Source organism: Streptomyces sp. NPDC057623 (assembly GCF_042800355.1).
Lineage (GTDB): Bacteria > Actinomycetota > Actinomycetes > Streptomycetales > Streptomycetaceae > Streptomyces.
Genome location: NZ_JBHVGZ010000075.1, coordinates 1 through 24,000, shown reverse-complemented (window position 1 = coordinate 24,000; position 24,000 = coordinate 1). Strand labels below are relative to the sequence as shown.

The window sequence follows — 24,000 nt, the reverse complement described above, 5'->3', positions numbered from 1 at the left end:
CGATCAGTGTCCCTTCGATGCGGAGTCGTGGCGGCGACCGGCGTGCCGTGCGCGCAGCCGCCCGAGCAGTCGACGGGCCTTCAGGGAGAGCGAGACGACGCTGCGCTTGCCGTCGACGTACACATGAGGGCCGGCCACCGAGAGGGTGTGCGGCCCCACCGGGTAGGGGCCGCTTCCGAAGGGGCCGATCCGGGTGACCTCGACTTCCGCGAACTCGCTCGGGCTCAGCTTCACGACCTCGTTGACGACCATCCGCCAGCCGTACCGCCCGGCGTCGTCCTGGGCGGGGCGCAGCAGTCTCCCTTCGCGTACGAACGGTGCCCCGGCCGGACGGCTGGAGGTGACGTCGCTCTTGACGGGGTTGCGCAGGTGCGGACGCCAGGGCCCCCAGGGGGTGGAGGCGTACCAGATGTACAGGTCCGTGTCCCGTGGCTCGAAACAGTCCGTGTAGAACATCCACCAACGGCCGTCCCACCAGAAGACCGTGGGGTCACCGGCGGCCACTCCGGTGAGGATGTCGCGGTCCTTCTCCAGGCGCGGAGGGTCCTGGAGGCGGTAGACCGACACCGCGTTGTTCCATCCCGTCTCCGGGACACAGAGCGTCTCGCCGTGGTGCTCGAAGAGATAGGGGTACGACATGTGGAACGACTCCTGTGCGACCACCTCCGAGCCCGACCAGCCCTCCGTCTCCGAGTACGTCGTCGCGATCAGCCGGCCGTGGCGGGTCATGTGGTCGAACTCCTCGGCGTACACCACGCCGGGGTCGCCCGGCAGCGGGATCGGGTCCGCGACATAGGTGTCAGGCCGGGTTCCCGGATGCCAGTGGAATTGGTCGCCCGTCACCGATCCGTCCATGACGCTCTCCACCGGCGCCTTCACCACGCCGATCGACCAGTACGTCTCGGTGACGGCGTCCCGCAGCGCCTTGGCACAGCGCCTGCTCACCATGGTGAAGGCGAGGCGGGCGCGCCACAGGAAGCCGAGCGTGGCCGTTGCCGGGGAGGCCTGTCCTCGGTCGCGCACCACCGCCGGACGCGGCAGCCGGAGCCGGACGGCGCGCGCGGCCCGGGACGGAAAGCCGGCTGCTCCGTGCAGGACACGGTCGGTCGTTCTGGCGACCGAGGCGGCCACGACGCCGTACCTCCCGTCCACGAGCGCCTGGTGCTCCCCGTCCACGGTGGTGCGGATCAGGGCCGCGGTGATCGTCAGGTCGCCGTCGAGCAGTGCGCGTGCGGCCATCCGCGCCGGGAGCGTGGGGAACGAGAATCGCCACACGCCGTGGACCGGCACCTGGAACGTGATCTCCGGGTGCCACTCGCGCAGGTCGAGGACGAAGTCGAGGTCGTGCTCGGCCAACCGGGCCGCCACTTCGCCCGCCTCGACGTCGTACGCGGGACATGTGAAGGCGTCGGGATCCGCGTCGGCGAGCGCCGCCGACCGTCTCGCCGGATCGTGGAGGACTCCGGTGCGTCCACGCCGTGTGGAGGGTGCCGCGATCCGGAGCAGCGCCACACAGATCTCCCCCTGGGCCACCAGCGCCCGCAGACACCGGGTGTGCCAGTGGCGCGGAACGGCGGCATCGGTCAGCACCGCGAACCGCAGCGCCGTGCCGGGGTCGAGCTCGGGTATCGGAGAGCCGGTGGTCACAGGGGAGACCGATCGGGCACGAAGCGGTTGGCCGGTCGTGCGAGGCCGTAGTGCTCGCGCAGCGTGCTGCCCTCGTAGTCACGGCGGAAGATGCCACGGTCCTGAAGGATCGGTACGACCTGGTCGACAAACACCTCGAGTCCGGAGGGCATCACCGCGGGCATGAGGTTGAACCCGTCGGCGGCACGGTTGTCGAACCAGTGCAGCATCGAGTCGGCGATGTTCTCCGCGGTACCGACCAGGGTTCGGTGGCCCCGCCCCGGCCCGAGACGCTCAATGAGTTGACGGACGGTCAGACGCTCCCGTCGGGCGAGATCGACGATCAGGGTGAAGCGGCTCTTGACGTCCTCGATCTCGCTCTCCTGGGGGAGATTCGCCGGCAACTCGCGGTCCAGGTGGAGCTCGTCCGGAGACAGCCGGAGCCGGGAGGCGAGCTGGAGTTTGGCGTACTCGGGAAGGATGAGCCGATCGAGCTCGTCGGCCCGCTCCTGGGCCTCGCTCCGTGTGGATCCGACGACCGGGACGAGACCGGGAAGGATCTTGACCATGCGAGGGTCGCGGCCGGCCCGCGCCACTCTCCGGGTCATGTCGGCGTAGAACCGCTGCGCCTCCTCCAGGGTCTGTTGAGCCGTGAACACCGCTTCGGCGTACCGGGCGGCGAAAGCGCGTCCGTCCTCCGAGGAGCCGGCCTGGACGAGCAAGGGGGATCCCTGGGGGCAGCGGGGTACGTTGAGCGCGCCCTCGACCCGGAAGAACTTCCCGGCATGGGCCGCTGGGTGGATCTTCGCCCCGTCCCCCCAGACGCCGCGCCGCTTGTCCGCGACGACCGTGTCGTCCTCCCAGCTGTCCCACAGCCGCAGAGCGACATCCACGAACTCCGCGGCCCGCTCGTACCGTTCATGGTGCGGGGGCGAGTCGTCGAGGCCGAAGTTGCGGGCGGCCGCCGCTCCGGAGCTGGTGACGATGTTCCATCCGGCACGTCCGGAGCTGACGTGGTCGACGGACGCGAACCGGCGCGCGAGGTTGTACGGGTCGTTGTAGGTGGTCGAGGCCGTGGCGATGAGCCCGATGCGCCGGGTCACGCCGGCCAGCGCCGTCAGGACGACAGTCGGCTCCAGTGTTCCGGAGGGACGCCGGCGGATGTCCGTGGTGATCTTGGGGTTGTCGGCCAGGAAGACCGAGTCGAACTTCCCCCGTTCCGCGATGACCGCCAGGTCCCGGTAGTGATCGATGTCCGTGTCCGCGACGGGATTGCTCTCCGGCAGCCGCCAGGCCGACTCGTGATGGCCCACGTTGTGAAGGAACACATTGAGGTGCAGCGTCCCGGCGCGTCTCGTACTCACTGCTTGCTCCTGCCTGTGCGTAGCTGCTCGGCGGACTCGGGTCGTCCCATAAGAGCGCTGGCAGCAGACCGCCATCGATACTGCACATGCGTCCCGGAGCCGCTCCAGGCAATTGCCCGGCATTTACCTACCGGTTGAGTTGCCGGTCAGTTGCCTGGACGAAGTCGGCTGTGGCCGCCCAGAATTGACCGCTGCCGAGACTGACTCCGGAAAAAGAAGGTCTTGCCACTACAACTCGACTGTGCTTCAGTTTTTTCGGCTCGCTGACAAGCGACTTCACGGTCTTCAAAAAGGCGCCTCCCTGCAGGGGCTTAATAGCCAGCGGGCTATCCGCCTACGCGAAAGGAATCCTCTTGGAAACCTTGCTTGAGATCGAAGAGCTGGAGCTTTACCTGGACAGCGGCACCGCGGCCGAGGAAGCGCCGACGCAGCTCGGTACCTACGCGCCGGCGCAGCTCGGCACGTACGCTCCGACTCAGCTCGGCACGTACGCTCCGACGCAGCTCGGTACGTATGCCCCGACCCAGCTCGGTACCTACGCGCCGGCGCAGCTCGGCACGTACGCTCCGACTCAGCTCGGCACGTACGCTCCGACCGTCTGAACACAAGCTCCTGAGTGAGCCGGGGTATGGCGTCGGACACCGGCATCAGAGGGTTCGGCGCCATACCACGAACATTTCCTGAAGCAGCAGAACCGAACGGCATCCAGACCGTGAAGAAAACATCTTGGGGCACCGGAAAAGCGTCCGACCCTATTTCCCTTCCACTCCCTTCTTCCGTGTTCCAAGCTGCACACCAAGAACTCCTCACGGAACGGCTGAACGCCACCTCGGCGAAATACCGTGTCTCCGCGGGGCTCTCCGACAAGCCGGTGGTGCGTGACCTGCTCGCCGCGTCTCCCGGCAGGTACCCGCAACCCGGCGTCGGACATGTCGACGTGCCCTGGCCCGTCTCCCTCGCTCCCGTCGTACTGCCCGCCCCGCTGCTCTCGGAGGTGCGGAACATCGGCGCCCTGGTGCCCGGAGCGCTCCGCTGCTCGTGGGACACCCTCGTGGCCTGCGAGGACGTACGTTCGTTCATCTTCCGGTCGCCGAAAGCGGAAGGCGAGCACTTCGACCCCCGGCAGGCGTACCCGCTCGGCGACGCCCCTCTCTTCCGGCTGGACCTCCTTCTCGAACAGAACGGCACCGAGATCGTCCCCTGGCTGGTGGACATCAACCTCATGGCCGGCATGGCAGGCATCACGGCTGAGATCCAGCAGGCCTACGCCGACTACTCCGGCCTCGTCTGGGGCCCGGACGCGCTCCCCGGCTCCTTCGACCTCGACGCCTGGGCGCGGGGAATCGCCGACGGACTGCCGGACCCCGCTCCCGGCACAGGCGTCATCGACTACGTCGTCCGGTCCGGGCACGCCCTGGTGCCCGACGCTCAGGCTGTGGTGTCCGCACTGCGGCGCAACGGCACCCGGGCCCGGCTCACCTCCCTCGACGAACTGCGGCTCGTCGGGGGACGGCTGACCGACGGCTCCGGCGACCCGGTCCAGCGGGTCTTCCGGCAGGTCCGGGCGACGACCAAACACGCGGCGACCGCGGCCCTGAGGCTGCGCGAGGCCCAGGCGTTCCAACACCTCACGGACGCCTGGCGGTCGGGGGCCGTCCGTATGGCTCCCGGCTTTCACATGTATCTGGAAAGCCACGCCTGGATGCACTACTGGCACGACGGGGAGTTCGCGGACAGGTTCCGCGCCCTGCACGGCGAAGCGGACCGGTCGTACCTGATGTCCCGCATCCCGCCCACTCTGCGGGTCGTCGACGGGGAACAAGTGGCGCCCACCCGGTTCTCGGTGCGTGAGCGCCGGCCCGGGGATCTCGACGGGGCCGTGCTGAAGCGAGCGGACTCCACGGGCGGTGCGGGGCTGAAGATGACCAGCCGGCCTGCGTCGCCCGGCGAAAGGGCAGAGCTCACCGACTCGCTCACGGCCTCGCACTACGAGGGACTGCTGCTCCAGGAGCGGGTCCGCCAGAGCCGGTTCACCTTCCCCGTCCCGGACGCCGACGGGGAGCCGTCACCGGTCTCCGGAACGCTGAAGCTCGCCGCCTACTTCCGAGGCGGGACCTATCTCGGCGGACATGCCCTCCTCACCCCCGACGACCGCCGGCACCTTCCCCCCTCCTCGGCTCTGCGTCTGCTGCCCCTGTTCGTGCCGGTGTACGGCGCACGCGGCTGAACCGTCGCGCTACCGAAAGGTTTTCCCGGTGTCACAAGACCTGTGGTCGGCGTTCCGGACCGCGTGGGGCCAGTCCGCCCAGGGTTACGACTCCCTGTACGGGCACGGCCTCCACTCGGAAGCGGAGCGCACCGCCTGGCTGCTGCTCCTTCGGCGTCTCCTGCCCGCTCAGGAGACACCGCTCAAGGTCCTCGACGTCGGCACCGGGACCGGCATGATCGCCCTCCTGGTGGCCGAGCTGGGCCATGAAGTGACCGGCGCCGACTACTCCGAGGCGATGCTGGAGGTGGCCGCCCGCAAGGCCAAGCAGTCCGCGCGGGACCTGAACATCTCGTTCGCGCACACCGACGCCATGCTCGGCGAACTGGCGAACGCGCAGTTCGACGTGGTCGTCTGCCGGCATCTGCTGTGGGCCCTCCCCTACCCGGAGGAGGTGCTGCGTCGCTGGAAGGAGGTGTGCCGTCCGGGCGGGAAGATCATTGTGATCGACCAGCTGCGCCCCCGGGTGCACCCCGTGCGCCAGGGCGTCCGGGAGCTGGCCGACTTGCTCAACCCGCTGATCGGCAGCGGTGACAGCCATGACGGTGACTTCCCGAAGATCCCCCTGCACGAGCAGCCGCTGAAGCGGGCCACGTCCGTGCTGCCGGTCGCCAACGCCATGCGCCGGGCCGGCCTGGTCCGGGTCCAGGGAGAGCGCCTGCCGTGGATCGACGCGGTGGAACGCCCGGCGATGCCCCGGCTGGAACGCTGGGCCCGCCGTTGGAACCGCTACGTCGTGGAGGGGTGGGTCTGAGGTGACCCAGCTCGGCATGACGAGCCTCTCCGCCGCCGACTGCGGCACCCCGGTGAGCGGCACCTCGGCGCCTCGGGCCCTGGTGCTCGTCCCGGCGCTGGCCGAGTCCGGTCGGGTGTCCGGTGTGGTCGGCTCCGTCCTGGACGCGCTGGACGCCGATGTGCTGGTGCTCGATGCGGGCGGCAACGCCTTCAGCGCCTCGGCCTTTCCCGACCGGGTCACCTCCGTCGGCGTGCCGCGGGGCGTGGGCGCGGCGGTACGGCAGGGCATCGAGTACGCCATGGCCCACGGCTACGACGTCGTCACCCGGATCGACGGCGACGGACAGCACGATCCCGCCGTGCTGCGGGAACTCCTGGCGCGGCAGGGGGCCGGAGCCGACCTGGTGCTGGGATCCCGCTACCACCCGCTGTCCCACGTCGTCGCCGCGCCGCCCACCGACCGCATCGCGCTCAACGTGATGTTCCGGTCCCTCGTCCAGCAGGTCTGCGGTCTGGCGATGACCGACGTCATCTCCGGCTGCTGGGCCATGGGCCGTGCGGCGATGGAGTTCCTGGCACCTCGGATCCAGGTGCGGGAGTACGGAAGCACGCTGGAAATCCTGATGCTGCTCGGTCTGGCCGGTCGCTTCTCGATCACTGAGGTACCGCATCCCGCCATCTACGCCGGGCTGGGCGTGGAGCAACGGTACGGGGCGGATCGGCTCGGCGACCGCTGCGCCCGAGCCGCCGTCTACCTGGAAGTGGTGACCGACGTCATGGACCGCCATGACGTCGACGCCTGGCCGCTGCTCGTGCAGAGGTGACCACGGTGCGGGAATCACAGGCCGGGGCCTCCCGGCTCGCGGAGTCGCTCGACGGTGTGCTGTCGCCGCCGCGGGGCGGCCATGCCGCGTACGGTGACCGGCACACCTTCGTGGTCAGCGCCGGGCTGCACCGCGCGGCGACCGGAGACCGGCCGCCCGTGGACGCTCTGGGCTGTGCCGAGGTCCTGCACGGCGCGGCCAGCGACCCGGACTCCGCCTCAGCCGCCCTCAAAGCACGGATGGAAGCGGTGGAACGCTATGCCTCCGTCACCTGTGCCGAACAGCGGTCGACACTCGCGTCGGCGGTCGAACTGGGGCCGGGCGCGCTCCCGACGCGTGTCCTGCCCCGCCACGACCCGAGGGAACCCGGCCCGCGCTCGGGCACGCATGGCGTGCTCGGCGACCGGGACCGGGTGCGTTGGGTACGCGCGACGCGTTGCGGGGACGGGGCCGTGGTGTACGTACCGACGGTCATGGCGTTCAACACCGCGCCCCGGTACCCCGGGGAGGAGTTCTGGGTGCCCGTCTCCACCGGCACCGCCGCGCACCTGTCCTGGGCGCGGGCACTGGAGAACGCGGTGCTCGAGGTCGTCGAGCGTGACGCGGTCGCGCTGACCTGGCTGCTGCGTGCCCGCGCGCGGAGGCTTCCCGACGGGTTCGGCGGTCCCTCGGAGACGGACCCGGAGGCCCGACTGCCGTACTCCGCCGAGCGGATGCGGGAGTACACCCTCACCAGCTGGGACATCACCAGCGACCTCGGTGTCCCCACCGTGCTCTCGGTCCTGCGCGGCCCCGGACGCGGTGTGCACCGGATCGTCGGAGCCGCGGCACGCCGGACCCTCCGGGCCGCCGCCGCAGCGAGCGCGGCTGAGGCGGCCCAGATCCACGCGGGTCTGGAGGCCTCCGTGCGCGCGGGAGACCGGGCGCCCACGAGCCCGGTCCGCTGCCGACGCGTCCATGACGGCGCTCTCTTCATGGCACCGGAGAGCAAGGCTCACTGCTTCGACTTCCTGGACGGCTCCAGGCCGGACGACGCCTTTGAGCCGTCCCTGAGCCCGACGCCCGGTTCCGACCCTGTCGGCCGGCTGATCGAGGCCGGGCACGAGATCTACGCGGTGGATCTGACACCGCGCGACGTCGCCCCGTCCGGCGTTCGCGTCGTGCGGGCGATCATTCCCTCCCTCCAACCACTGTCCCCCGTGTTCGCGGCGCGATACCTCGCGAGCGACCGCCTCCGTCGCATCGGAGTGCCGTTCGCCGAGGTGAACCCGATGCCCTGTCCCCTGGCCTGAGGAACGGCATGCTCCAAGAAGACCCCGGTCGCCGTGACAGCGTGCTGCCCGTCGTGCGCTGCACGGCACACGACGCCTTCGGACAGCGGGTGGCCGACCACGTGGCCGCCTACCTGCGGCGCCATGAGCGGCCCGGTCGCCTCGCCCAGGGTTGCGGCAGTCCGACTCTGGTCGTCGACGTCGCCGCGTCTCCCGTATCGGTATCGGTACTCGGCGCCGACGAAGAGGAGGCGCAGTCGGCGGGCGCATGGAAGCTCTCCGTGCTGAGCGGTCCGCACGGCCTGTTGGTCGGCCCGCTTCGGGACGCGGGACGACCCTGCCTGTCCTGCCTGTTGCAGCGCAGCGACCAGCACCAGTGGGGACTGGAACCGTTCTTCACCACCGACGGGAGGCCCTCCGGGGTGTCCGGAGTGAGCCCGTTGGCGGCGCGGGCCGCGGCCGCGCTGGTGATGCGCATGGCACTCGGCACGGGACGCGACGATCCCCCCGCCGGGCTGGCCTGGCACATGGAGTTCCCACCCCACGGCGCGCGCGCTCTGCGCGTCCTGCCGATGCCGTACTGCCGTCGGTGCACACACGTCCGGGACATCTCGGCCAGGGCGGTCTCATGACGGACGCGATCGATCTGAGCCTGCCCGAACTGCCGTTGAAGCCTCGGCTCCGGCCCGGGGTGACATGGGCCATGGAGAACGACGCCATGGTCGTCCGCGGTGCCGACCGGACACACTACGTCCGTGGGCGGCACGTCGGCCGACTGCTCGTGCCCCTGCTCTCCGCCATGACGGGCCGGGCCGACCAGACCGAACTCGCCGCGGCCGCGGCCTGCTCGGAGGCCGTCCTGCACAAGGCGCTGCGGCAGCTGGATTCCATCGGGGTCCTGGAGGATCTGGCCGGATGCGAGGACATCCCGGACACCCCGTTGTCCGACTGGTACGCGCGGGTCACCGCCGACACGGCCCTCCACTCCAGTGGCCGGGCGGTGGTGCGGTGCCTGCGGGCCCAGGTGGTCCGGTTGATCGGCAACGGCGGACTGCGTTCCCGGGTCGGCGAACTGCTGACGGAGCACGGGCTGACGGTGCGTACGAGTGCCTTCGGCAGCCCCGACGCCATCGACCCGGACGGTACGGCCGACCTGACCGTCGTCATCAGACAGCGGGCCGACGATCCGGCGGAGCTCATCGCCTTCGACGACGCCATGGCCGTGTCGGGAGGGCGCTGGCTCGTCGTTCTCGACAGCGAGGACGGCGCCTTCCTGGGCCCGCTGCTCGACAGGAGTCTGTTTCCGTGCCTCGGCTGCGCCCGACGGGCCCTGCCCGACCATGCTGGGCAGGAGAAGCCGAAGGCCCCCGAGAACACCGACACCCTTCTCGAGCGGGAGACGCGCACCGATGTCGTGGCCGCCTACGTCGCGGCCGAGTGTCTCGCTCTGATGGCGGGCGTCGGCCACCCCTCCACCGTGCGCCAGATCATCGGTGTGGGAGACGTCGAGGACGGCGTCACCGTGCGGTCGGTCAGCCCGGCCGCCGACTGCCGTCGGTGCGTGTCCGACGGGCCGGTGCGGGACACGTCGACGGCATCGGCCCATGTGTACGAGTACGCGGTCGCCGGGCTTCCGGAGGACCTGCACGGAGGCCGGGCCCAGTACGGTCACTACACCGCCGCGAACGTGCTGGCCCAGGTACCACGACGGCTGTGTGTGGACGAGACGGCGTTGTGGAGCACCGATGTCCGCGAGCCGGCCGTGATCGAGCACGGGCCATGGGCGCGGTTGAGCGCCCTGCTGACCGAGACCTACGGACTACGGCCCGGCACGCTGCGCCGCTATCCGCCGACCGGCGGAAACATCGGCTCACCGCGGGCGCTGGCCTGGTTGCCGGAGTCGACGTGGGGTTCGGCGCGGGCCGGGCTGCACAGTTACGAGCCGCAGATCGACGCGTTGTGCCGGCTGGAGGTCCCGCACGGGGCGCACGACCGGCTCCGGGTGTCGGCGGGCGACACGACCTGTGTTCTCCAGGTGGTCGACATCGAGCCGCTGGAGAGCAAGTACGGTCCGCGGGCCCCGCGCATCGGGCGACTCGACGCCGGCGTGACCCTCGAACACCTGTTGACGGTCTGCGAGGCCCGGGCGGTCACAGCGCGCCTGTCCTCTCCCGCGTGCGCCGGGGAGTTCTTCGACGCGGTTCCGGGGCTGTCGCGGCAACTGCTCCTGGCCGGGCTGGTCGAACTGCCGGACATCCACACGGAGAGCGAGTGACATGACGGGGTATCCGCAGTTCGCACAGGCCCTGGAACAGGCGCGGGATCCGCGGGCGGGCGCTGCCGGTACGGACGGCCTGCCGCCCTGCCTGCCGGAACGGGGGGACACGCCGGTGCCGCTCCCGGCGCCCGCCGCCCCGGCAGTGGCCTTGCCCGCCGCGCTCGCCGATCGGCGGTCGACGCGGCTCTACGCGGAGCAGGAGGTCCCGGCGGCGGCGGTCTCGGCAGTGCTGTCGGGCGCTGTGCGGTTGACCCCGCTGTTGGGCTGGGCCGTGGTCGCCCGGCGCGCGCAGGGCCTCGCCGTCGGCTCGTACCACGTCGAGGCGCTGCCGGACGGCGGCTTGCGGCTGCACCGGGTAGGGCCCGTCCCAGGTGCCGAGGCCTGGCCGCAGCGCGAGTTCCATCTCGCGCCCGTGATCGTCGTCGCCATGGCGAACCTGCTCGTCCCGGCAGGGAGGTCCGCCGCGCCGCTCTACCAGCTGGCCGGACGGTCGGTCTACCGGGCGCAGCTGGCGGCCGCGACAGCGGGACTGGAGTCGTGCCTCTTCTACGGCCCCACTCTCGCGGGGCGCACCGCCCTGCGCTTCGACAGTGTCACCCGCGCGCCACTCATCGGCCTGTCGGTGGGGCTGCCGAACCCGAAGTCAAGCTCCCTTCTCACCAAGGCGATCGCAGAATGAAACACGGAACGTCGCCGGCGAAGACGCCGGCCATGGCCGAGCAGGACGCCCTGCGCGTCTCGCTCTTCGTCGAGGACGAACTGTTGCGGAAGGGGCTGCGGAAGCAGCTGAGCGAGCTGGCGATCGTCCGGCTCGCCCAGAGCTGTGCCACTCTCGCCGAACTGTCGCGCGTCCTGTCGCAGGGGCAGACGGACGTGCTGGTCGTCTCGGGCTCCCGGAGTGCCGCGCTGCGTGCCTGTCTGTCCGGACGTTCCGGCCCGACACCACGGGTTCTGGTCCTGCTCGACGAGTCACGACTGACCTCGGCGACGCCGCTGGACACCCTGCCGGCCGACGGCTTTCTGCTGCGGGAGGAAGTGACCGGGCAGACCCTGGACCGGGCCTTGGCCCAACTGGCCAGGAACGAGATGCCGATGCCGCTCAGGCTGGGCAGGCGGCTTGTCGCCGCCCTGCAGGAGCCCGGCCGGGACCGGTTCCCACTGTCCCCGCTCACGGAACGCGAGCGGGAGACCCTGGTGCATCTGACGGAGGGGCTGAGCAACAAGCAGATAGCGCGGCGGCTCGGCATCTCCGACCATGGCGTCAAGCGACTCGTGGGCAACATCCTGTTGAAACTGGGAACGCCCAACCGTACGGCTGCCGCCGTGTTCGCGCTGGAGGCGGGGTTGCTCACGGCCCCCCGGTGCGGAGCGGCCGCGCGAGGGGAGCGCCGATGACCGCCCCTGTCCACGAAGGGAACACAGCCGGGTCCTCGCGCACCGGACCGGTGCACGAGTGGCTGGTGAAGGCTGCCGAGCGAGAGCCCGACGCGGTCGCGGTGCGGGACGAGACCGCCGTGTGGACGTACCGGGAACTCGACCGGTTCAGCAGGTCGGTGTGCGCCTGGCTGAAGGGCCAGGGCGTTGTCCGGGGAGACCGGGTGGTCGTTAGCCTGCCCAACTCCCGGACGGTGGTAGGTCTGTTGTACGGCGTCATCCGGTACGGCGCTGTCTTCGTTCCGGTGAGCCCCGAGTCGCGGCCGTACCAGCTCGCCGCGCTGCTGCAGGACTGTCGTCCGGTCCTCTTCGTGCACGAGGGGCGCAAGGAGAACGACCACGACGTCCCCACGGGCGATGCCCGGCAGATCTCCGTCGACCAGCTTCTCGCGGGCCTGCCCGCCCCGCTGTCACGCGCGCACGCGGATCGGGCGGGTCCCTCCGACGTCGCTCTGCTGATGTACACCTCCGGATCCACGTCCCGGCCCAAGGCGGTCGTCTGCCGGCACGAACAGATCGCCTTCGCGGTGGCGGCGGTGGCGAGCCGACTGGCGTACCGTCCTGACGACGTCGTCTACTGCAGGCTTCCGTTCTCCTTCGATTACGGCCTCTACCAGGTCTTCCTCTGTGCACAGGCCGGAGCCGCGCTCGCGGTGACCGGCCGTCAGCCCGAGCCCGCGGTGCTCAAGTTCGCCGCCGAATACGGGGCGACCGTCCTGCCGCTGGTACCGACGCTGGCGATCCTCCTGCTGCGCCTCGCGCGACGGGGCCGACAGCTGCCACCGGTGCGGCTGATCACCAACACCGGTGCCGAGCTGACGGCGGGCACGGCCGGGGAGTTGCGGTCCGTGTTCCCGGGAGCCGCCGTCGTCCTCATGTACGGCATGACGGAGTGCAAGCGGATCACCATCGCCGGTGCCGACGAGGATCTGCGCGCCCCCGGCACCGTGGGCACGGCGCTGCCCGGCACGACCGTCGACATCGTGGACGAGGCGGGGACGGTCCTGCCTCCCGGGAAGCCCGGCCAGATCGTGGTGTGCGGACCCCACCTGATGGACGGGTACTGGCAGGCCCCCCGGCCCACCGAAGAGCGCTACCGCCCCCATCCGGTCACGGGTGAGCGGGCTCTGTTCACGGGCGACTTCGGGATGCTCGACTCAGCGGGGCGTCTGACGTTCCTCGGCCGGGACGACGACATCTTCAAGCGGCGCGGCATGCGCACCAGTACGGCCGAGATCGAGGCGGCCGCCCTCGATGTACCCGGAGTCGTCCAGGCCGCGGTCAACCCGCCCGGCCCGGTCGGCAGGTTGCACCTGTGGGTGGTCTCGGACGCCGCTCCCGCCGATGTCCTGCGGGGGCTGTCCGAACGGCTGGAGCCCGCCAAGGTTCCCGACCACTGCTGGGTACGGGAGCGGCTTCCGCAGACGGCGCACGGAAAGGTGGACAAGCGGCGGCTGCGCGAGGCCGAGCGGGACCTGCCGGAACCCTCGACGCCGGTGACACGGACGGACCCCAAGCCATGATCGACTACGCGAGCCGCTACGGCACCCCCTTGTACGTCTACCAGCTGGAGAAGGTCCGGGAAGCGGTCACCGCACTGCGGCGTGGACTGCCCGAGGGCTCCCGGCTCTACTACTCCCTGAAGGCGAATCCGCACCCCCGGATCGTGCGGGAGCTGACGGACCTGACCGTGCACGCCGAGATCAGCTCGCCCGGCGAACTGCGGGCGGCCCTGGCCGCTTCCCAGTCTCCGTCCGACATCCTCTACACCGGCCCCGGCAAGACCCTCCAGGAGATGCGGACCGCGATCCGGTCCGGGGTCCGCCGCTTCTCCGTCGAGTCCGCCACCGAACGGGACCGGCTCGCCGAGGCCGCCGAGGCGGAGGCGGAGGAGATCGACTGTCTGATACGGATCAACGCCCCCGGCCCGGCGGCGGGAAGCACCGGGCTGCGGATGACGGGAGTGCCCTCGCAGTTCGGTATCGACTTCGACCAGGCCTGTGCCCAGCCCGGCCTGTTCCGGGCCACCGGCCGACTGCGCCCAGTGGGGCTGCACTTCTTTCCGGCCACCAACGTCGCCGACCCGGCCGCGCTGGCCCGGGAGTTCCGGCTGAGCGTGGAGACAGCCGCCGCCCTGCGCGAGAGAACCGGTTTCGACCCCGAACTGATCGATCTCGGAGGGGGCTTCGCCGCTCCCTTCGCCAAGCCGGGAGACCGCCCGGACTACGGCGGCCTGCGTGCTGAGCTCGAGTCGGTTCTGGACCGCCACCTTCCCGGATGGCGGGACGGCCGTCCGGTCGTCGCCTTCGAATCGGGGCGCCACCTCACCGCCGCCTGCGGCACCCTGCTGACCACCGTGCTCGACATCAAGGACAGCGGCGACAGGACGTACGCGATCCTTGACGCGGGGACGAACGTGCTGGGCGGCATGTCCGGACTGGGACGGATCATGGCCCCCGCCGCCCTTCCGGAACCGGGCGCGGACGCCGGTGCCGACACACGGGAGGCGTCGGGCGGCGAGCCGGCCCGCGAAGCCGTCACCCTTGTGGGCCCCCTGTGCACCCCCCTCGACGTGCTCAGCCGGTCGGCGCCCCTCGGGTCGCTGAAGGTGGGAGACGTGCTGCGCATACCCAACACGGGTGCCTACGGCCTGACCGCGAGCCTGTTGGCCTTTCTGAGCCACCCTCCGGCCACGGAGGTGGTCGTCGACGGCGCCGCCGAGGTGCACGTCCGTCGGCTCGAAGTGATCGAGACACCACTGGAAGGTAGAGAGAGATGACGGCTCCCTGGGACTCGGCGTTCGAGTCCATCCTGCGCTCCGTGCTGCGCACCCTGCCGGACGGTGAACCGCTGCGGGCCGACCTGGACCTGGCAGCGGCGGGACTGGACTCGATGGCCAGCGTCGAGCTGCTGCTGATGCTGGAGGAGAACTACGGCGCGGAGATTCCGGACGAGTTGCTGCAGCCGGTCACCTTCGCCACGGCGGGCAGCCTGTGGCAGGCGGTCTCCGGGCTGCCCACCGCGGAGCCGCAGCCATGACGGCCCCCGGCCAGCGGGTCAACGACGTCCTGACGGATGTACTGGAGACGCTGCGCAAGCACGCCGCCCACGCCGACAAGGAGGCGTCCTTCCCCGCCCACGGCATGGCGGCTCTGCGCGGGTCGGGACTCCTCGGATTTCTCGTACCCGTCGAGTACGGCGGCTGGGGCGGGGATCTGCCGGGCCTGGTGCGGACCGCTCAACAACTGGGCGGCGGCTGTCTGAACACGGCGACGATCTGGGCGATGCACTGTCAGCAGGTCGATGCCGTGGTGCGTTACGGCACGAGGGAGCTCAAGGATGAGCTGCTGCCCTCCGTGGCAGGCGGGGAGAGCTATCTCGCGTCGATCACCACGGAGGCGGTCAAGGGCTGGAGCTTCGTCTCGGCCCAGTCCCCGGTCGTCCCGGACGTGGACGGGCTGCACCTGGACCGGTGGGCCCCCGTGGTCTCGGGCGGGGCACACGCCGACGGCTTCCTCCTGACGATGCGGGCGGCCCCGGACGTGCCCAGCCACGAGGTCTCGTTGGTGTACGCCGGACGCGACCAGGTGAGCGTCGAATGTTCGGGGGACTGGGACACACTGGGCATGCGGGGCATGGAGAACGTCTCGCTCAAACTGAGCGGCACCGTGCCCGAACGGAATCTGATCGGTGGCCCCGGCGGCTTCCGCTCGGTGGCCACCGAGAGTGCCATTCCACTGGCGCACCTGGGACTGTCCGCGTGCTGGCTCGGCGCCGCACGGGATGTCTTCGCCCAGCTCATCGGCCATCTGCGCAACCCACGCCGCAAGGGCGGCCCCACCCTCACCTCCGACCTGGTACGGGAGCGACTGGCTCGCATCCGTCTCGACCTCGAACTCGTCCACGGTTACCTGGAGCGCGTGACCCAGGAGGTCGCCGAGGTTCGCGAGGGTGTCCGCGAGGTGCGCCCGGAGGTGCTGCAGATCCATCTGAACTCGCTCAAGCTGGCCGCCTCGGACCTCTCCTTCCGCGCGGTGGACCGGATGGTGGAGCTGGCCGGGCTGTCCACCGGCTACTCGTCGAGCAGCCCTGTACCACTGGAGCGAGCGCTCAGAGACCTGCGGTCGGCGAGCCTGAACTACTCCAACGACAGGCTGTGGACGGCCAACGGCGCCCTGTCGCTGTGGGACCGCTCGGTGACCCTCGCCTGACCCGGGGGCCTACGTCTCGAGCACGGTGCGCGCTCCGGCGTGGCCGGCCGTTTCGAACGCCTGCCACATCGAGGCGTACTTCCCGCCCTCGGCGAGCAGTTCCTCGTGCGTCCCGGCCTCGATGATCCGGCCGCCGTCGAGCACGGCGATCCGGTCCGCGGTCCGGGCCGTCTGCAGGCGGTGCGCGATCACGATCGTGGTCCGGCCGTGCGCGACGCGCCGCATCGCCGCCGCGACCCGGGCCTCGGTGGCGAGGTCGAGGTTGGAGGTGGCCTCGTCCAGCAGGAGCAGGACGGGGTCGACCAGTTCGGCCCTGGCCAGCGCGATGAGCTGACGCTGCCCGGCCGACAGGGACCGGCCACGTTCGGCCACCTCGTGCAGATAGCCGCCGGGCAGCCCGGTGATGAAGTCGTGGGCACCGGCCGCGCACGCCGCCGCCTCCACCTCGGCGTCGTCGGCGCCGGGCCGGCCGTAGGCGATGTTGTCGCGGACCGATCCGGTGAACAGGAACGCTTCTTGCGGCACATAGCCGAGCCGGCGCCGGTACGACGGCAGGTCGAGCGTGCGGAGATCGTGGCCGTCGACGCGGATGGCGCCCTCTCCGGGATCGTAGAACCGTGCGACCAGCTTCATGACGGTCGACTTGCCCGCGCCCGTTTCGCCGACGAGCGCGACCGTCTCACCGGACGCGATACGCAGGCTGGTTCCGCGCAGCGCCTCGGGTGGCCCGGCCCCCAGGGCGTCGGCGTGCGCCACGGCCGGGTAGGAGAAGTGCACGTCGTCGATGACCACTTCACCCGACAGGTGACCCGCTTCCTCGGGATGCTCGGGGTTGGGGGTGCGGGTGTCGGTCTTCATGAGGTCGGCGATGCGGTTCCCCGAGATCCGGGTCTGCTGCCAGGAGTCGAAGACCTGCGAGAACTGTTGGAGGGGTGAGAAGAAGAGGCCGATGTAGAGGATGAACGCGATCAGAGCGCCCGAGGTGAGGTGCCCGGACGTGACCATCCCGGCTCCCACGCCCAGGACGATGGCGACGGCGGCGTCCGGGAGGAACTGCACGAACAGGAAATAGGCCAGCATCAGCCGTTGGGCCGACATCCGGGAGGCGATGTGATCGCGGCCGAATCGGCGGTACCGGGCTTTGGCGGCCTCTTCGTGGACGAAGGCCTGGGCTTCGCGTATCCCGGACAGGCTCTCCTGGAAGTCGGCGTTGACGACGGCGATACGTTCCCTGGCGTGGCCGTAGAGAATGCCGCCGCGCCGTCGGTACAGCACGGTCGCGATGGCGAGCGGGACGACGAGGGTGAGCACGACGGCCGCCAGTTCGGGGTTGAGCACGAACAGCGCGATACCCACGCCGGCGAAGGTGACCAGTGAGACGATCGCGGAGAGCATGCCGCTCTCGATCAGCGACTCGAACTGAATGACGTCGGTGGTCATCCGCGTCATGATCCGTCCGGCCATCTCGCTCTCGTAGTAGTCGAGGGACAGCCGCTGCAACTGGGCCCAGATCCGGATCCGCAGGGACAGCATGATGCGCTGGGCGGTCTTGCCGGCCACGAACGTACCGCCGATCTGGACAAGCATGCCGAGCAGGGCCACCGTCAGGTAGATGCCCGATGCGGTGAAGAGGGCGACCTCCGATCCGGCCATCACGCCGCTGTTGACGCCGTTCTTGATCAGATACGGGCCGGCCAGTGAGGCGAGTGCGTCGAGGACGACCAGGAGCAGGCCGAGCAGGAGCGGGCGGCGGAATTCCGCCAGGAACCGGCCCAGCCCGAACGAGGAGTCCCGGCGTGACTCGGTCTCCAGGTCGATGGCCGGAATGTCGCGCACCGGCTCGAGTGCCGCCCGGTGGCCCAGCGGTCCGGGAGCTGACGCCACGTCGCTTCGCCGGCCGGAGCCGCCGTCGCCCCGGCCGGGCTGACGCTTCCCGTTCGACGCCGTGGCGGTCGTACCGGTGCCGGACAGGGAAGCCAGTGCCTCGATACGGCCACCGGCCGCGTCGTCGTCGGGCTCCCCGCTGAGCAGTGTCCGGTAGAGGGCGCTGCGCTCCATCAGCTCGTCGTGGGTGCCGGTGTCGACGACATGGCCGTGGTCCATGACGACGATCTGGTCCGCGAGACGCAGGGTCGAGCGGCGGTGCGCGATCAGGATGGTGGTCCGCCCGGCCATCACCTCGCGCAGGGCGTCGTGGATGGCCTCCTCGGTGGAGGCGTCCACCGCGCTGGTCGCGTCGTCGAGGATCAGGACCCGGGGGTCGTACAGCAGCGCACGGGCCAGGGCCACCCGCTGACGCTGCCCGCCCGACAGGGTCTGTCCCCGCTCTCCCACCACCGTGTCGTAGCCACGGGGCAGGCCCATGATGAAGTCGTGAGCGCCCGCGGCGCGTGCCGCCTGCTCGATGTCGGCGTCACCGGCACCCGGGCATCCGTAGGCGATGTTGTCCCGTACCGACTCGGAGAAGAGGAAGCTCTCCTCGAACGCCACGCCGACCTGGCTGCGCAGGGAGCGCAGCGTCACGTCCCGTACGTTGTGGCCGTCTACGAGCACGGCACCCCGCTGCGGGTCATGGATGCGTGAGACCAGCGCTGCCGCGGTCGACTTGCCGCTCCCGCTCCGGCCCACGACGGCGACGCGTGATCCGGCCGGGATGTGCAGGTCGAGGCCGCGCAGCACGTCGGGGCCTTCCGCGTAGGAGAAATGAACACCGGAGAAGGTGATCTCGCCGCGGAGAGCCGGCAGTTCCGTCGCGTCGGGCGCGTCGGCGATGGCAGGGCGCATGTCGATGAGCTGGAAGATGCGCTCGACACCGGCCCTGGCTTGCTGCGCGAGGATGGGAAAGCGGGCCAATCGGCCGGCGGGGGGCACGAGTTGGGCGACGTAGGTGGAGAAGGCCAGGAACGTGCCCAGGGTGATCTCGTGGCGTAGCACCATCCAGCCGCCGAAGGCCAGGATGGCAACCTGCCCGAAGACCGGAACAGCCTGCAGGACCGGCTGGTAGCGGGCCTGCAGTCGCACCAGGCGCATCTGCGAACCGTAGAGGGCCCGCGACGCCTCGGCGACTCGCTCGAGTTCCCGCCGCTCCTGGCCGAAAGCCTTGACGACCCGCACTCCGTTGATGTCCTCGTCGACGATCTGGACGACGTCGCCCACGCGCTGCTGGGCGTTCCAAGTGGCGGGGAACACCTTCCAGCGCATCCGGTGGGCGAGGACGAGCACCGTCGGCACGATGGCGATGCTGACGATGGCCAGCAGCGGGGACAGGAAGAGCATCACCCCGACCGCCAGCACTACCCTCAGGGCGTCGCTGCCCAGGAACGGGAAGTAGTTGAGCAGTCCCTGGACCAGGGTGGTGTCGGAATTGGCGCGCCCGACGAGTTGGCCCGTCGGCATGCGGTTGAGGTTCTCCGCGTCCATGGAATGAAGGTGGTCGTGCATGCCGTTGCGAAGGTCGCACTCGACTTCGAGGGCAAGGCGAGCACCGGACAGACGGCGGAGGAACTCGAAGCTGACCGTAGCGACGCCGAGCGCCAGGACCAGGGCCAGCCACGGCCACAACGCCGACCCTTGGGCGAGTATGACGCCGTCGATGATCTGCCGCACGATCAGAGGCGTGGCGATCATGCAGACGCTACCGAGTACCGCGCCGAGCAGTGTGAGCACTATTTCCCTGCGGTGCCGGAGCATATGAACCCCCAGGCGCCGCACCCAGCCCGTACTGACGACAAACTTCTCCACTGACGCTCCAGCCTGTCGGATGACTCGTGTTCAATCAGATGTTTGACGGCAGGGGTTGACTGTCGGCGCCGTCCCGTGGGCGAATGCCGCGCAGGAAGACTGCGGTGATCCAGTTGGCGTGGGCCTGGAGAAGTGTGCGGTCGCGCCGGAAGCCAGGGTCGAGAAGTGCGGACAGTTGGACGCCGGCCAGTGCGATTCGAGTGAACATCGCGGCGTAAGTGTTCAGTTCTGGCACGGAGTAGCCATGTTCGGCGGCGTCCTCGCTGAGGACAGCGGTGACAACGTCGATGACATCGTGGCCGCCGCATTCGTTCACCACTCGTAACGGCTCTGGTATGCGGTCGCGCTCCATGACCAGGATCCGCAGAAAGGCCAGGTGCTCGGGCTCGGTCGTGGATTCCAAGAGGATCAGGGCGACCCGGGAAAGCTTTTCCTCGGTGTCTTGGGCTGAGTCGAGCAGCGCTGGGTCGAATCTGAGGTTCGTCTTGGACGCGCCCCGCCGGACCACCGCGTGAAACAGTTCGAGCTTGTCACGGAAGTACGCATGGACCGTGGTCTTCGAGACGCCGGCCCTGGCGGCGATCTCGTTCATGGAGGTCTTGTCGAAGCCGGCGGCCAGGAACATCTCTGCTGCCGCGTCGAGCAGGAAGGCCGGCTGGTCGCCGGTGGGACGGTTCACGCTGTGGGTACGAGTACGCCGAGTTGCCATATCGGCGTTTCCTCCACCGTCGAAAATCCTGCGCGGACAAGCTCACACCCGGACCAGGGCGGCCTCCTCATGTCAGGTGGGCTCTCGCGAATCGCATGGGGTGATGGAGCGCCTCCGCATCCCCCAGGGCCACTCCGACCGCCAGAGCCTCAATTGCCAGCAAAATGCGCGGGACCGGAAACTCCGGGAAGTACGAGTCGTGAACAGCGATCGCGAGTGTTTGACTGCCTTCACCCCAGAGGGTGAACGACAGGAAACGAGCTCCGCCTTGGGGCACCTTTTCGCGCAATTCGATTTTCGTCTGTTTCGCGAGGTCGCGAATATCTTCTACCACTCCGCGATACGCTTCCCCTTCCGTGGAATTCCTTACGTCATTGAATGAGAAGTCGAAAGCTCTTTTGTACTCCCTGCCTTCGTCGAGGTCTGTGAGCATCAACTGAAGAGCCTGCTCGTCGTAGCGACTGAATCTGTAACCCTTGGCACTTGCTTTCCAAGCGTCATTGACTATCGCCTCGAAAGGCCTGTCGAGCTCTTCCAGTACCCCAGGGGCAAATTGCACAAGCTCCCCGACGAACGAACGCTCTTCCAGGTTCAGACGATTGGAAGCCGGCAGCAGAAAGGAGGACTTGTCCCGCCCGATGAGTGCGCCGGAAGCCACCGAAATAATGGCCAGATAGACAGCGGATGTACTCATTGCATAATTCTTCGAGATGACTGAGACAGCAGCCCCCAGTGCATCAGAATCAATTACTGCCGACCGACTGGCGTCCTGCGGAAGCTTCTCCAGAACCGACTTCCAGTATTCGAGGGAGCGAGCACTCCTTTCTTGCCACTTCGTCGATTGCTCCAGCTGCGCTCGGTCCACCGGCTGCATCAGAGGCGTCGATGGCCGGTCGTACTGCCCGGAGAAGTGGCTGTCGAGCGCCGCTCCCAGCGCCGCGCGACCATGACCATCCACTGCGAGGTGGGAAACCAGACAAATAAGGTGCGTTGGAACGTCGGCGCAGGTCACTATGGCAAATAATGCCCCGATCTCGGCCGTGACATCGAAGCGCTCCCTCTGGAGGCGATGTATTGCACTTTGGATATCGGCTTCCCCGGCGGATTCTCCGGTGGATTCTCCGGTGGATTCTCCGGCTGGAATTATGAAGATATCCGCCGATCCGAACTTTTCGACCTTCTGGTAGGGATCGCCATCTCCATCCAACGGAAATGTCGTCCGCAGGGACTCGAACTCCTCCAATGCCCATTTGGCGGCGTTACCGACCTCATGGATGCCCATCCCTGGCGGAACAGCCTGGACACACACGAACGGCCGGTACTTGAGGCGAGATCCTCGATAAGTCCTTCGCTGTGCCCAGGTAAGGGGTGCGACCGCGTCGCGCTCACCTTCGAAGTGAATCGTTATTTTGTCCACTTTCACCTCTTCTCCATTTCCCGCCCACGCGCTTTGCGGAATTGACGGCCCACGATATCTAATCCGACCAGAAAGCGCTTGTCAACGCCGTACCCACATCGAGGATCTCTCAATTTTTGGCAAAAACCGAACCCCGCGAGTTTGCCACCCGCCAGGCGAAGCCCCGGGCTACAAATCAGCAGCTGTCACCTTTTCTACCTTTTGGTCCTACTTCGCTACTTTCGGAGATTTTACGAGGGGGCAAGGGAAAGGGCTTGCTTAACTCGCGAAGGCACTCTTAATCTCGGCAGACGGTGTCCATGCAGCTGGACTGACTCACGGGGAGCCAACAGGCCGGGCGGAGGTGGCGTACTCGTATGACTGCTTCTTAGACCTGGCGCCTACCCGGGTAGCGCCTTCCGCACTGAACGCACATCCGCCTCGTGCCAACAGGCCAGATCGACGAAGCGGTTTATTGAACGAGGACGTATTCCTTGCTGCATGAGATGCTGTTAAATCTGCGCCAACGTCACGGCTGGACGCAAGAGGAACTCTCGGAGCTTTCCGGCGTCAGTGTACGCACCATCAGAAACCTGGAAACCGGAAAGGTGAGTCACCCGCGACGGGCGTCCTTGCGCCTCCTGTCCTCGGTTCTCGACCCGGAGGGCAGACAGGCGTTCCTCATGAAGCAACAAGCGTACGCCGAATTGACGGTGCCCTGGCGTGGCACGAAATCTCCACAGAACCCACTCGTGGGCCGGGACGAGGACCTCCGGTTCCTTTCCGGGATGATCCGTGAGCGGCGCATGGTCGTCCTCGTGGGACCGGGCGGAGTGGGCAAGACCAGGCTGGCCATGGCGCTGGCCGAGTCCGCGACGGAAGGGCCGGTCAAGGGCGTCTCGGTCAAGGGGGTGTCGGTGATCGACCTGGGCCTCTTGCCCGCCGAGGGCGGCGACCCGCAGCAGAGCTACGAACGGGTCTCGGCCGCGGTCACGAAGGAGCGTCTGCACCCCTCCCACCTGGTTGTTCTCGACAACGCCGAGCACGTCGCCACATCGGTGACCCGGCTGAGCAGGCGCCTCCTCGCCGATCACCCCGGGATACGGCTGATCATCACCTCAAGACTCCGCCTCGCGATGGACGCCGCCTGTACCTGGGAGGTCACACCGCTGCGCGCGGATTCTCCCCGTGCGCGAGGCGGGCTGCCGGCGGCCGTCGAGCTGGTCCTGCAGCGCACGAGCACCGCGTTCCCCGGTCTGGCCGACACCATGGATCCGACCCAGGTGCAAAGGCTGTGCCAGCTGCTCGACGGCATACCGCGTTCCCTTGAGATCGCCGCGGAGCGGCTGCGCTCGGTCTCCCTCGAAGATCTGCTGGCTCTGCTGGGGAACGAGGCGAAGCAGGAGGTGCTGAGGTCGATGGACGGCTCGCTGCTGCCGCACCAGCGGGACATCGTCAGGAGCGTGGAATGGAGCCTCGACCTGCTGGACCCCACCCTTCGCTCGTTCCTCGGCCGACTCGCGTCCATCGGCGGCGAGTTCTCGTTGCGGGACATCCAGAGGTTTCCGTCTCCCGCCGCGTCCGCGCCTCCTGCCCCTTTCTCACCTCTGGACATCGTCCAGATGCTGGCTCAACTCGCCGACCACTCCTTGGTCCAAGTCGTCCGCGGTGACGTCTACCGGTACCGGGTGATGTCCTGCGTACGCTCCGTCGTACTGAGCGCGGCGGAGCGTGCGATCCCGGTCGACGCGTAGCTGCCATGGCCGCTGGCCGACGAGCTTCACGTTCCGCTCCGGCGCCTTCCGGCCGACGACTTCCCTTTCGCGCTTGCCGTGCGTTCCGCGTCGGTCACCAGTACGTCGCGCAGGCGATGGACACAGGACGTGGCCACGGCGCGTGGGTCCCACTGCAACTCGACCGCCACGCCGCCATCGGCCGACGGCTTTGCCTCCAGGTGCAGTTGGAAGGGTGACGCGAGCGGGCGGACCTCAAGACGACGGATGGCGCGGCCGGCGGCCCGGACACTCGCAGGGGCAACGTTCTGGTACGTGGTCACGTCCGCGGGAGTGGTGTATTGACGGCCACTCGGTGATCTCGTTTTGAGGCTATGCGGTGAGTTCGGTGGGTAGGTCGGTCTCGCTGGTT

General features: G+C 68.9%; 19 protein-coding genes and 1 pseudogene. 15 read left to right on the top strand and 5 right to left on the bottom strand.

Going from position 1 to position 24,000, the window contains the following annotated elements; translation table 11 throughout:
- Window positions 1-3: 3 nt before the first annotated feature.
- Together ACFU95_RS42605 and ACFU95_RS42600 are read right to left on the bottom strand one after the other, a co-directional pair.
- The gene (locus ACFU95_RS42605; protein WP_383840386.1) at window positions 4-1,647 is read right to left on the bottom strand and encodes a hypothetical protein; all 1,644 of its coding nucleotides are present in this window, start codon (window positions 1,645-1,647) and stop codon (window positions 4-6) included.
- Window positions 1,644-2,990 (bottom strand): LLM class flavin-dependent oxidoreductase, encoded by a 1,347-nt coding sequence (locus ACFU95_RS42600; RefSeq protein ID WP_383840383.1) that lies wholly within the window; start codon window positions 2,988-2,990, stop codon window positions 1,644-1,646. Before ACFU95_RS42600 ends, ACFU95_RS42605 begins: the two co-directional genes overlap by 4 nt.
- A 353-nt stretch (window positions 2,991-3,343) precedes the next feature.
- On the opposite strand from ACFU95_RS42600, the gene ACFU95_RS42595 reads away from it, so the two are divergent.
- The 13 genes from ACFU95_RS42595 to ACFU95_RS42535 all read left to right on the top strand — a co-directional run bounded on the left by ACFU95_RS42595 (window position 3,344) and on the right by ACFU95_RS42535 (window position 16,009).
- The gene (locus ACFU95_RS42595) at window positions 3,344-3,592 is read left to right on the top strand and encodes a hypothetical protein (RefSeq protein ID WP_383840380.1); all 249 of its coding nucleotides are present in this window, start codon (window positions 3,344-3,346) and stop codon (window positions 3,590-3,592) included.
- A 176-nt stretch (window positions 3,593-3,768) separates the two neighbouring features.
- Window positions 3,769-5,217 (top strand): hypothetical protein, encoded by a 1,449-nt coding sequence (locus ACFU95_RS42590; RefSeq protein ID WP_383840377.1) that lies wholly within the window; start codon window positions 3,769-3,771, stop codon window positions 5,215-5,217.
- A 28-nt stretch (window positions 5,218-5,245) separates the two neighbouring features.
- Entirely contained in the window at window positions 5,246-6,010 is a 765-nt protein-coding gene (locus tag ACFU95_RS42585; RefSeq protein ID WP_383840375.1) for a class I SAM-dependent methyltransferase, read from the top strand.
- Window positions 6,011-6,026: 16 nt separating this feature from the next.
- The gene (locus ACFU95_RS42580; RefSeq protein ID WP_383840372.1) at window positions 6,027-6,815 is read left to right on the top strand and encodes a glycosyltransferase family 2 protein; all 789 of its coding nucleotides are present in this window, start codon (window positions 6,027-6,029) and stop codon (window positions 6,813-6,815) included.
- Between the two features lie 5 nt (window positions 6,816-6,820).
- A complete protein-coding gene (locus ACFU95_RS42575) occupies window positions 6,821-8,107 on the top strand; it encodes a YcaO-like family protein (protein WP_383840370.1) in 1,287 nt (428 codons plus the stop codon).
- A gap of 8 nt (window positions 8,108-8,115) precedes the next feature.
- On the top strand, window positions 8,116-8,718 hold the full coding sequence (locus ACFU95_RS42570) for a hypothetical protein (RefSeq protein WP_383840367.1): 603 nt from the start codon (window positions 8,116-8,118) through the stop codon (window positions 8,716-8,718).
- Window positions 8,715-10,361 (top strand): hypothetical protein, encoded by a 1,647-nt coding sequence (locus tag ACFU95_RS42565; protein WP_383840363.1) that lies wholly within the window; start codon window positions 8,715-8,717, stop codon window positions 10,359-10,361. The genes ACFU95_RS42570 and ACFU95_RS42565 overlap by 4 nt, the downstream gene beginning before the upstream one ends.
- A gap of 1 nt (window position 10,362) precedes the next feature.
- A complete protein-coding gene (locus ACFU95_RS42560; protein ID WP_383840360.1) occupies window positions 10,363-11,043 on the top strand; it encodes a hypothetical protein in 681 nt (226 codons plus the stop codon).
- The gene (locus ACFU95_RS42555) at window positions 11,040-11,759 is read left to right on the top strand and encodes a response regulator transcription factor (RefSeq protein ID WP_383840357.1); all 720 of its coding nucleotides are present in this window, start codon (window positions 11,040-11,042) and stop codon (window positions 11,757-11,759) included. The genes ACFU95_RS42560 and ACFU95_RS42555 overlap by 4 nt, the downstream gene beginning before the upstream one ends.
- Window positions 11,756-13,321 (top strand): class I adenylate-forming enzyme family protein, encoded by a 1,566-nt coding sequence (locus ACFU95_RS42550; RefSeq protein WP_383840354.1) that lies wholly within the window; start codon window positions 11,756-11,758, stop codon window positions 13,319-13,321. Before ACFU95_RS42555 ends, ACFU95_RS42550 begins: the two co-directional genes overlap by 4 nt.
- On the top strand, window positions 13,318-14,577 hold the full coding sequence (locus ACFU95_RS42545) for a type III PLP-dependent enzyme (RefSeq protein ID WP_383840351.1): 1,260 nt from the start codon (window positions 13,318-13,320) through the stop codon (window positions 14,575-14,577). Before ACFU95_RS42550 ends, ACFU95_RS42545 begins: the two co-directional genes overlap by 4 nt.
- The gene (locus ACFU95_RS42540; RefSeq protein WP_383840348.1) at window positions 14,574-14,837 is read left to right on the top strand and encodes a phosphopantetheine-binding protein; all 264 of its coding nucleotides are present in this window, start codon (window positions 14,574-14,576) and stop codon (window positions 14,835-14,837) included. The genes ACFU95_RS42545 and ACFU95_RS42540 overlap by 4 nt, the downstream gene beginning before the upstream one ends.
- Entirely contained in the window at window positions 14,834-16,009 is a 1,176-nt protein-coding gene (locus tag ACFU95_RS42535) for an acyl-CoA dehydrogenase family protein (RefSeq protein ID WP_383840345.1), read from the top strand. Before ACFU95_RS42540 ends, ACFU95_RS42535 begins: the two co-directional genes overlap by 4 nt.
- A gap of 9 nt (window positions 16,010-16,018) precedes the next feature.
- On the opposite strand, the gene ACFU95_RS42530 is transcribed toward ACFU95_RS42535, so the two are convergent.
- The 3 genes from ACFU95_RS42530 to ACFU95_RS42520 form a co-directional block, all read right to left on the bottom strand.
- Window positions 16,019-19,699 carry an ABC transporter ATP-binding protein gene (locus tag ACFU95_RS42530; protein WP_383840454.1) on the bottom strand — a complete coding sequence of 1,227 codons (3,681 nt, stop codon included), beginning with the start codon at window positions 19,697-19,699 and terminating at the stop codon, window positions 16,019-16,021.
- Window positions 19,700-19,784: 85 nt separating this feature from the next.
- Window positions 19,785-20,429, bottom strand: coding sequence for a TetR/AcrR family transcriptional regulator (locus tag ACFU95_RS42525; protein ID WP_383840342.1), 645 nt, complete (start codon window positions 20,427-20,429; stop codon window positions 19,785-19,787).
- 97 nt (window positions 20,430-20,526) lie between these two features.
- Window positions 20,527-21,882, bottom strand: a complete 1,356-nt coding sequence (locus ACFU95_RS42520) for a condensation domain-containing protein (RefSeq protein WP_383840340.1) — start codon at window positions 21,880-21,882, stop codon at window positions 20,527-20,529.
- 479 nt (window positions 21,883-22,361) lie between these two features.
- On the opposite strand from ACFU95_RS42520, the pseudogene ACFU95_RS42515 reads away from it, so the two are divergent.
- Window positions 22,362-22,502, top strand: a pseudogene (locus tag ACFU95_RS42515) (helix-turn-helix transcriptional regulator); the annotation flags it as partial.
- Between the two features lie 36 nt (window positions 22,503-22,538).
- Window positions 22,539-23,609 carry an AAA family ATPase gene (locus ACFU95_RS42510; RefSeq protein WP_383840452.1) on the top strand — a complete coding sequence of 357 codons (1,071 nt, stop codon included), beginning with the start codon at window positions 22,539-22,541 and terminating at the stop codon, window positions 23,607-23,609.
- The last annotated feature ends 391 nt before the right edge of the window (window positions 23,610-24,000 follow it).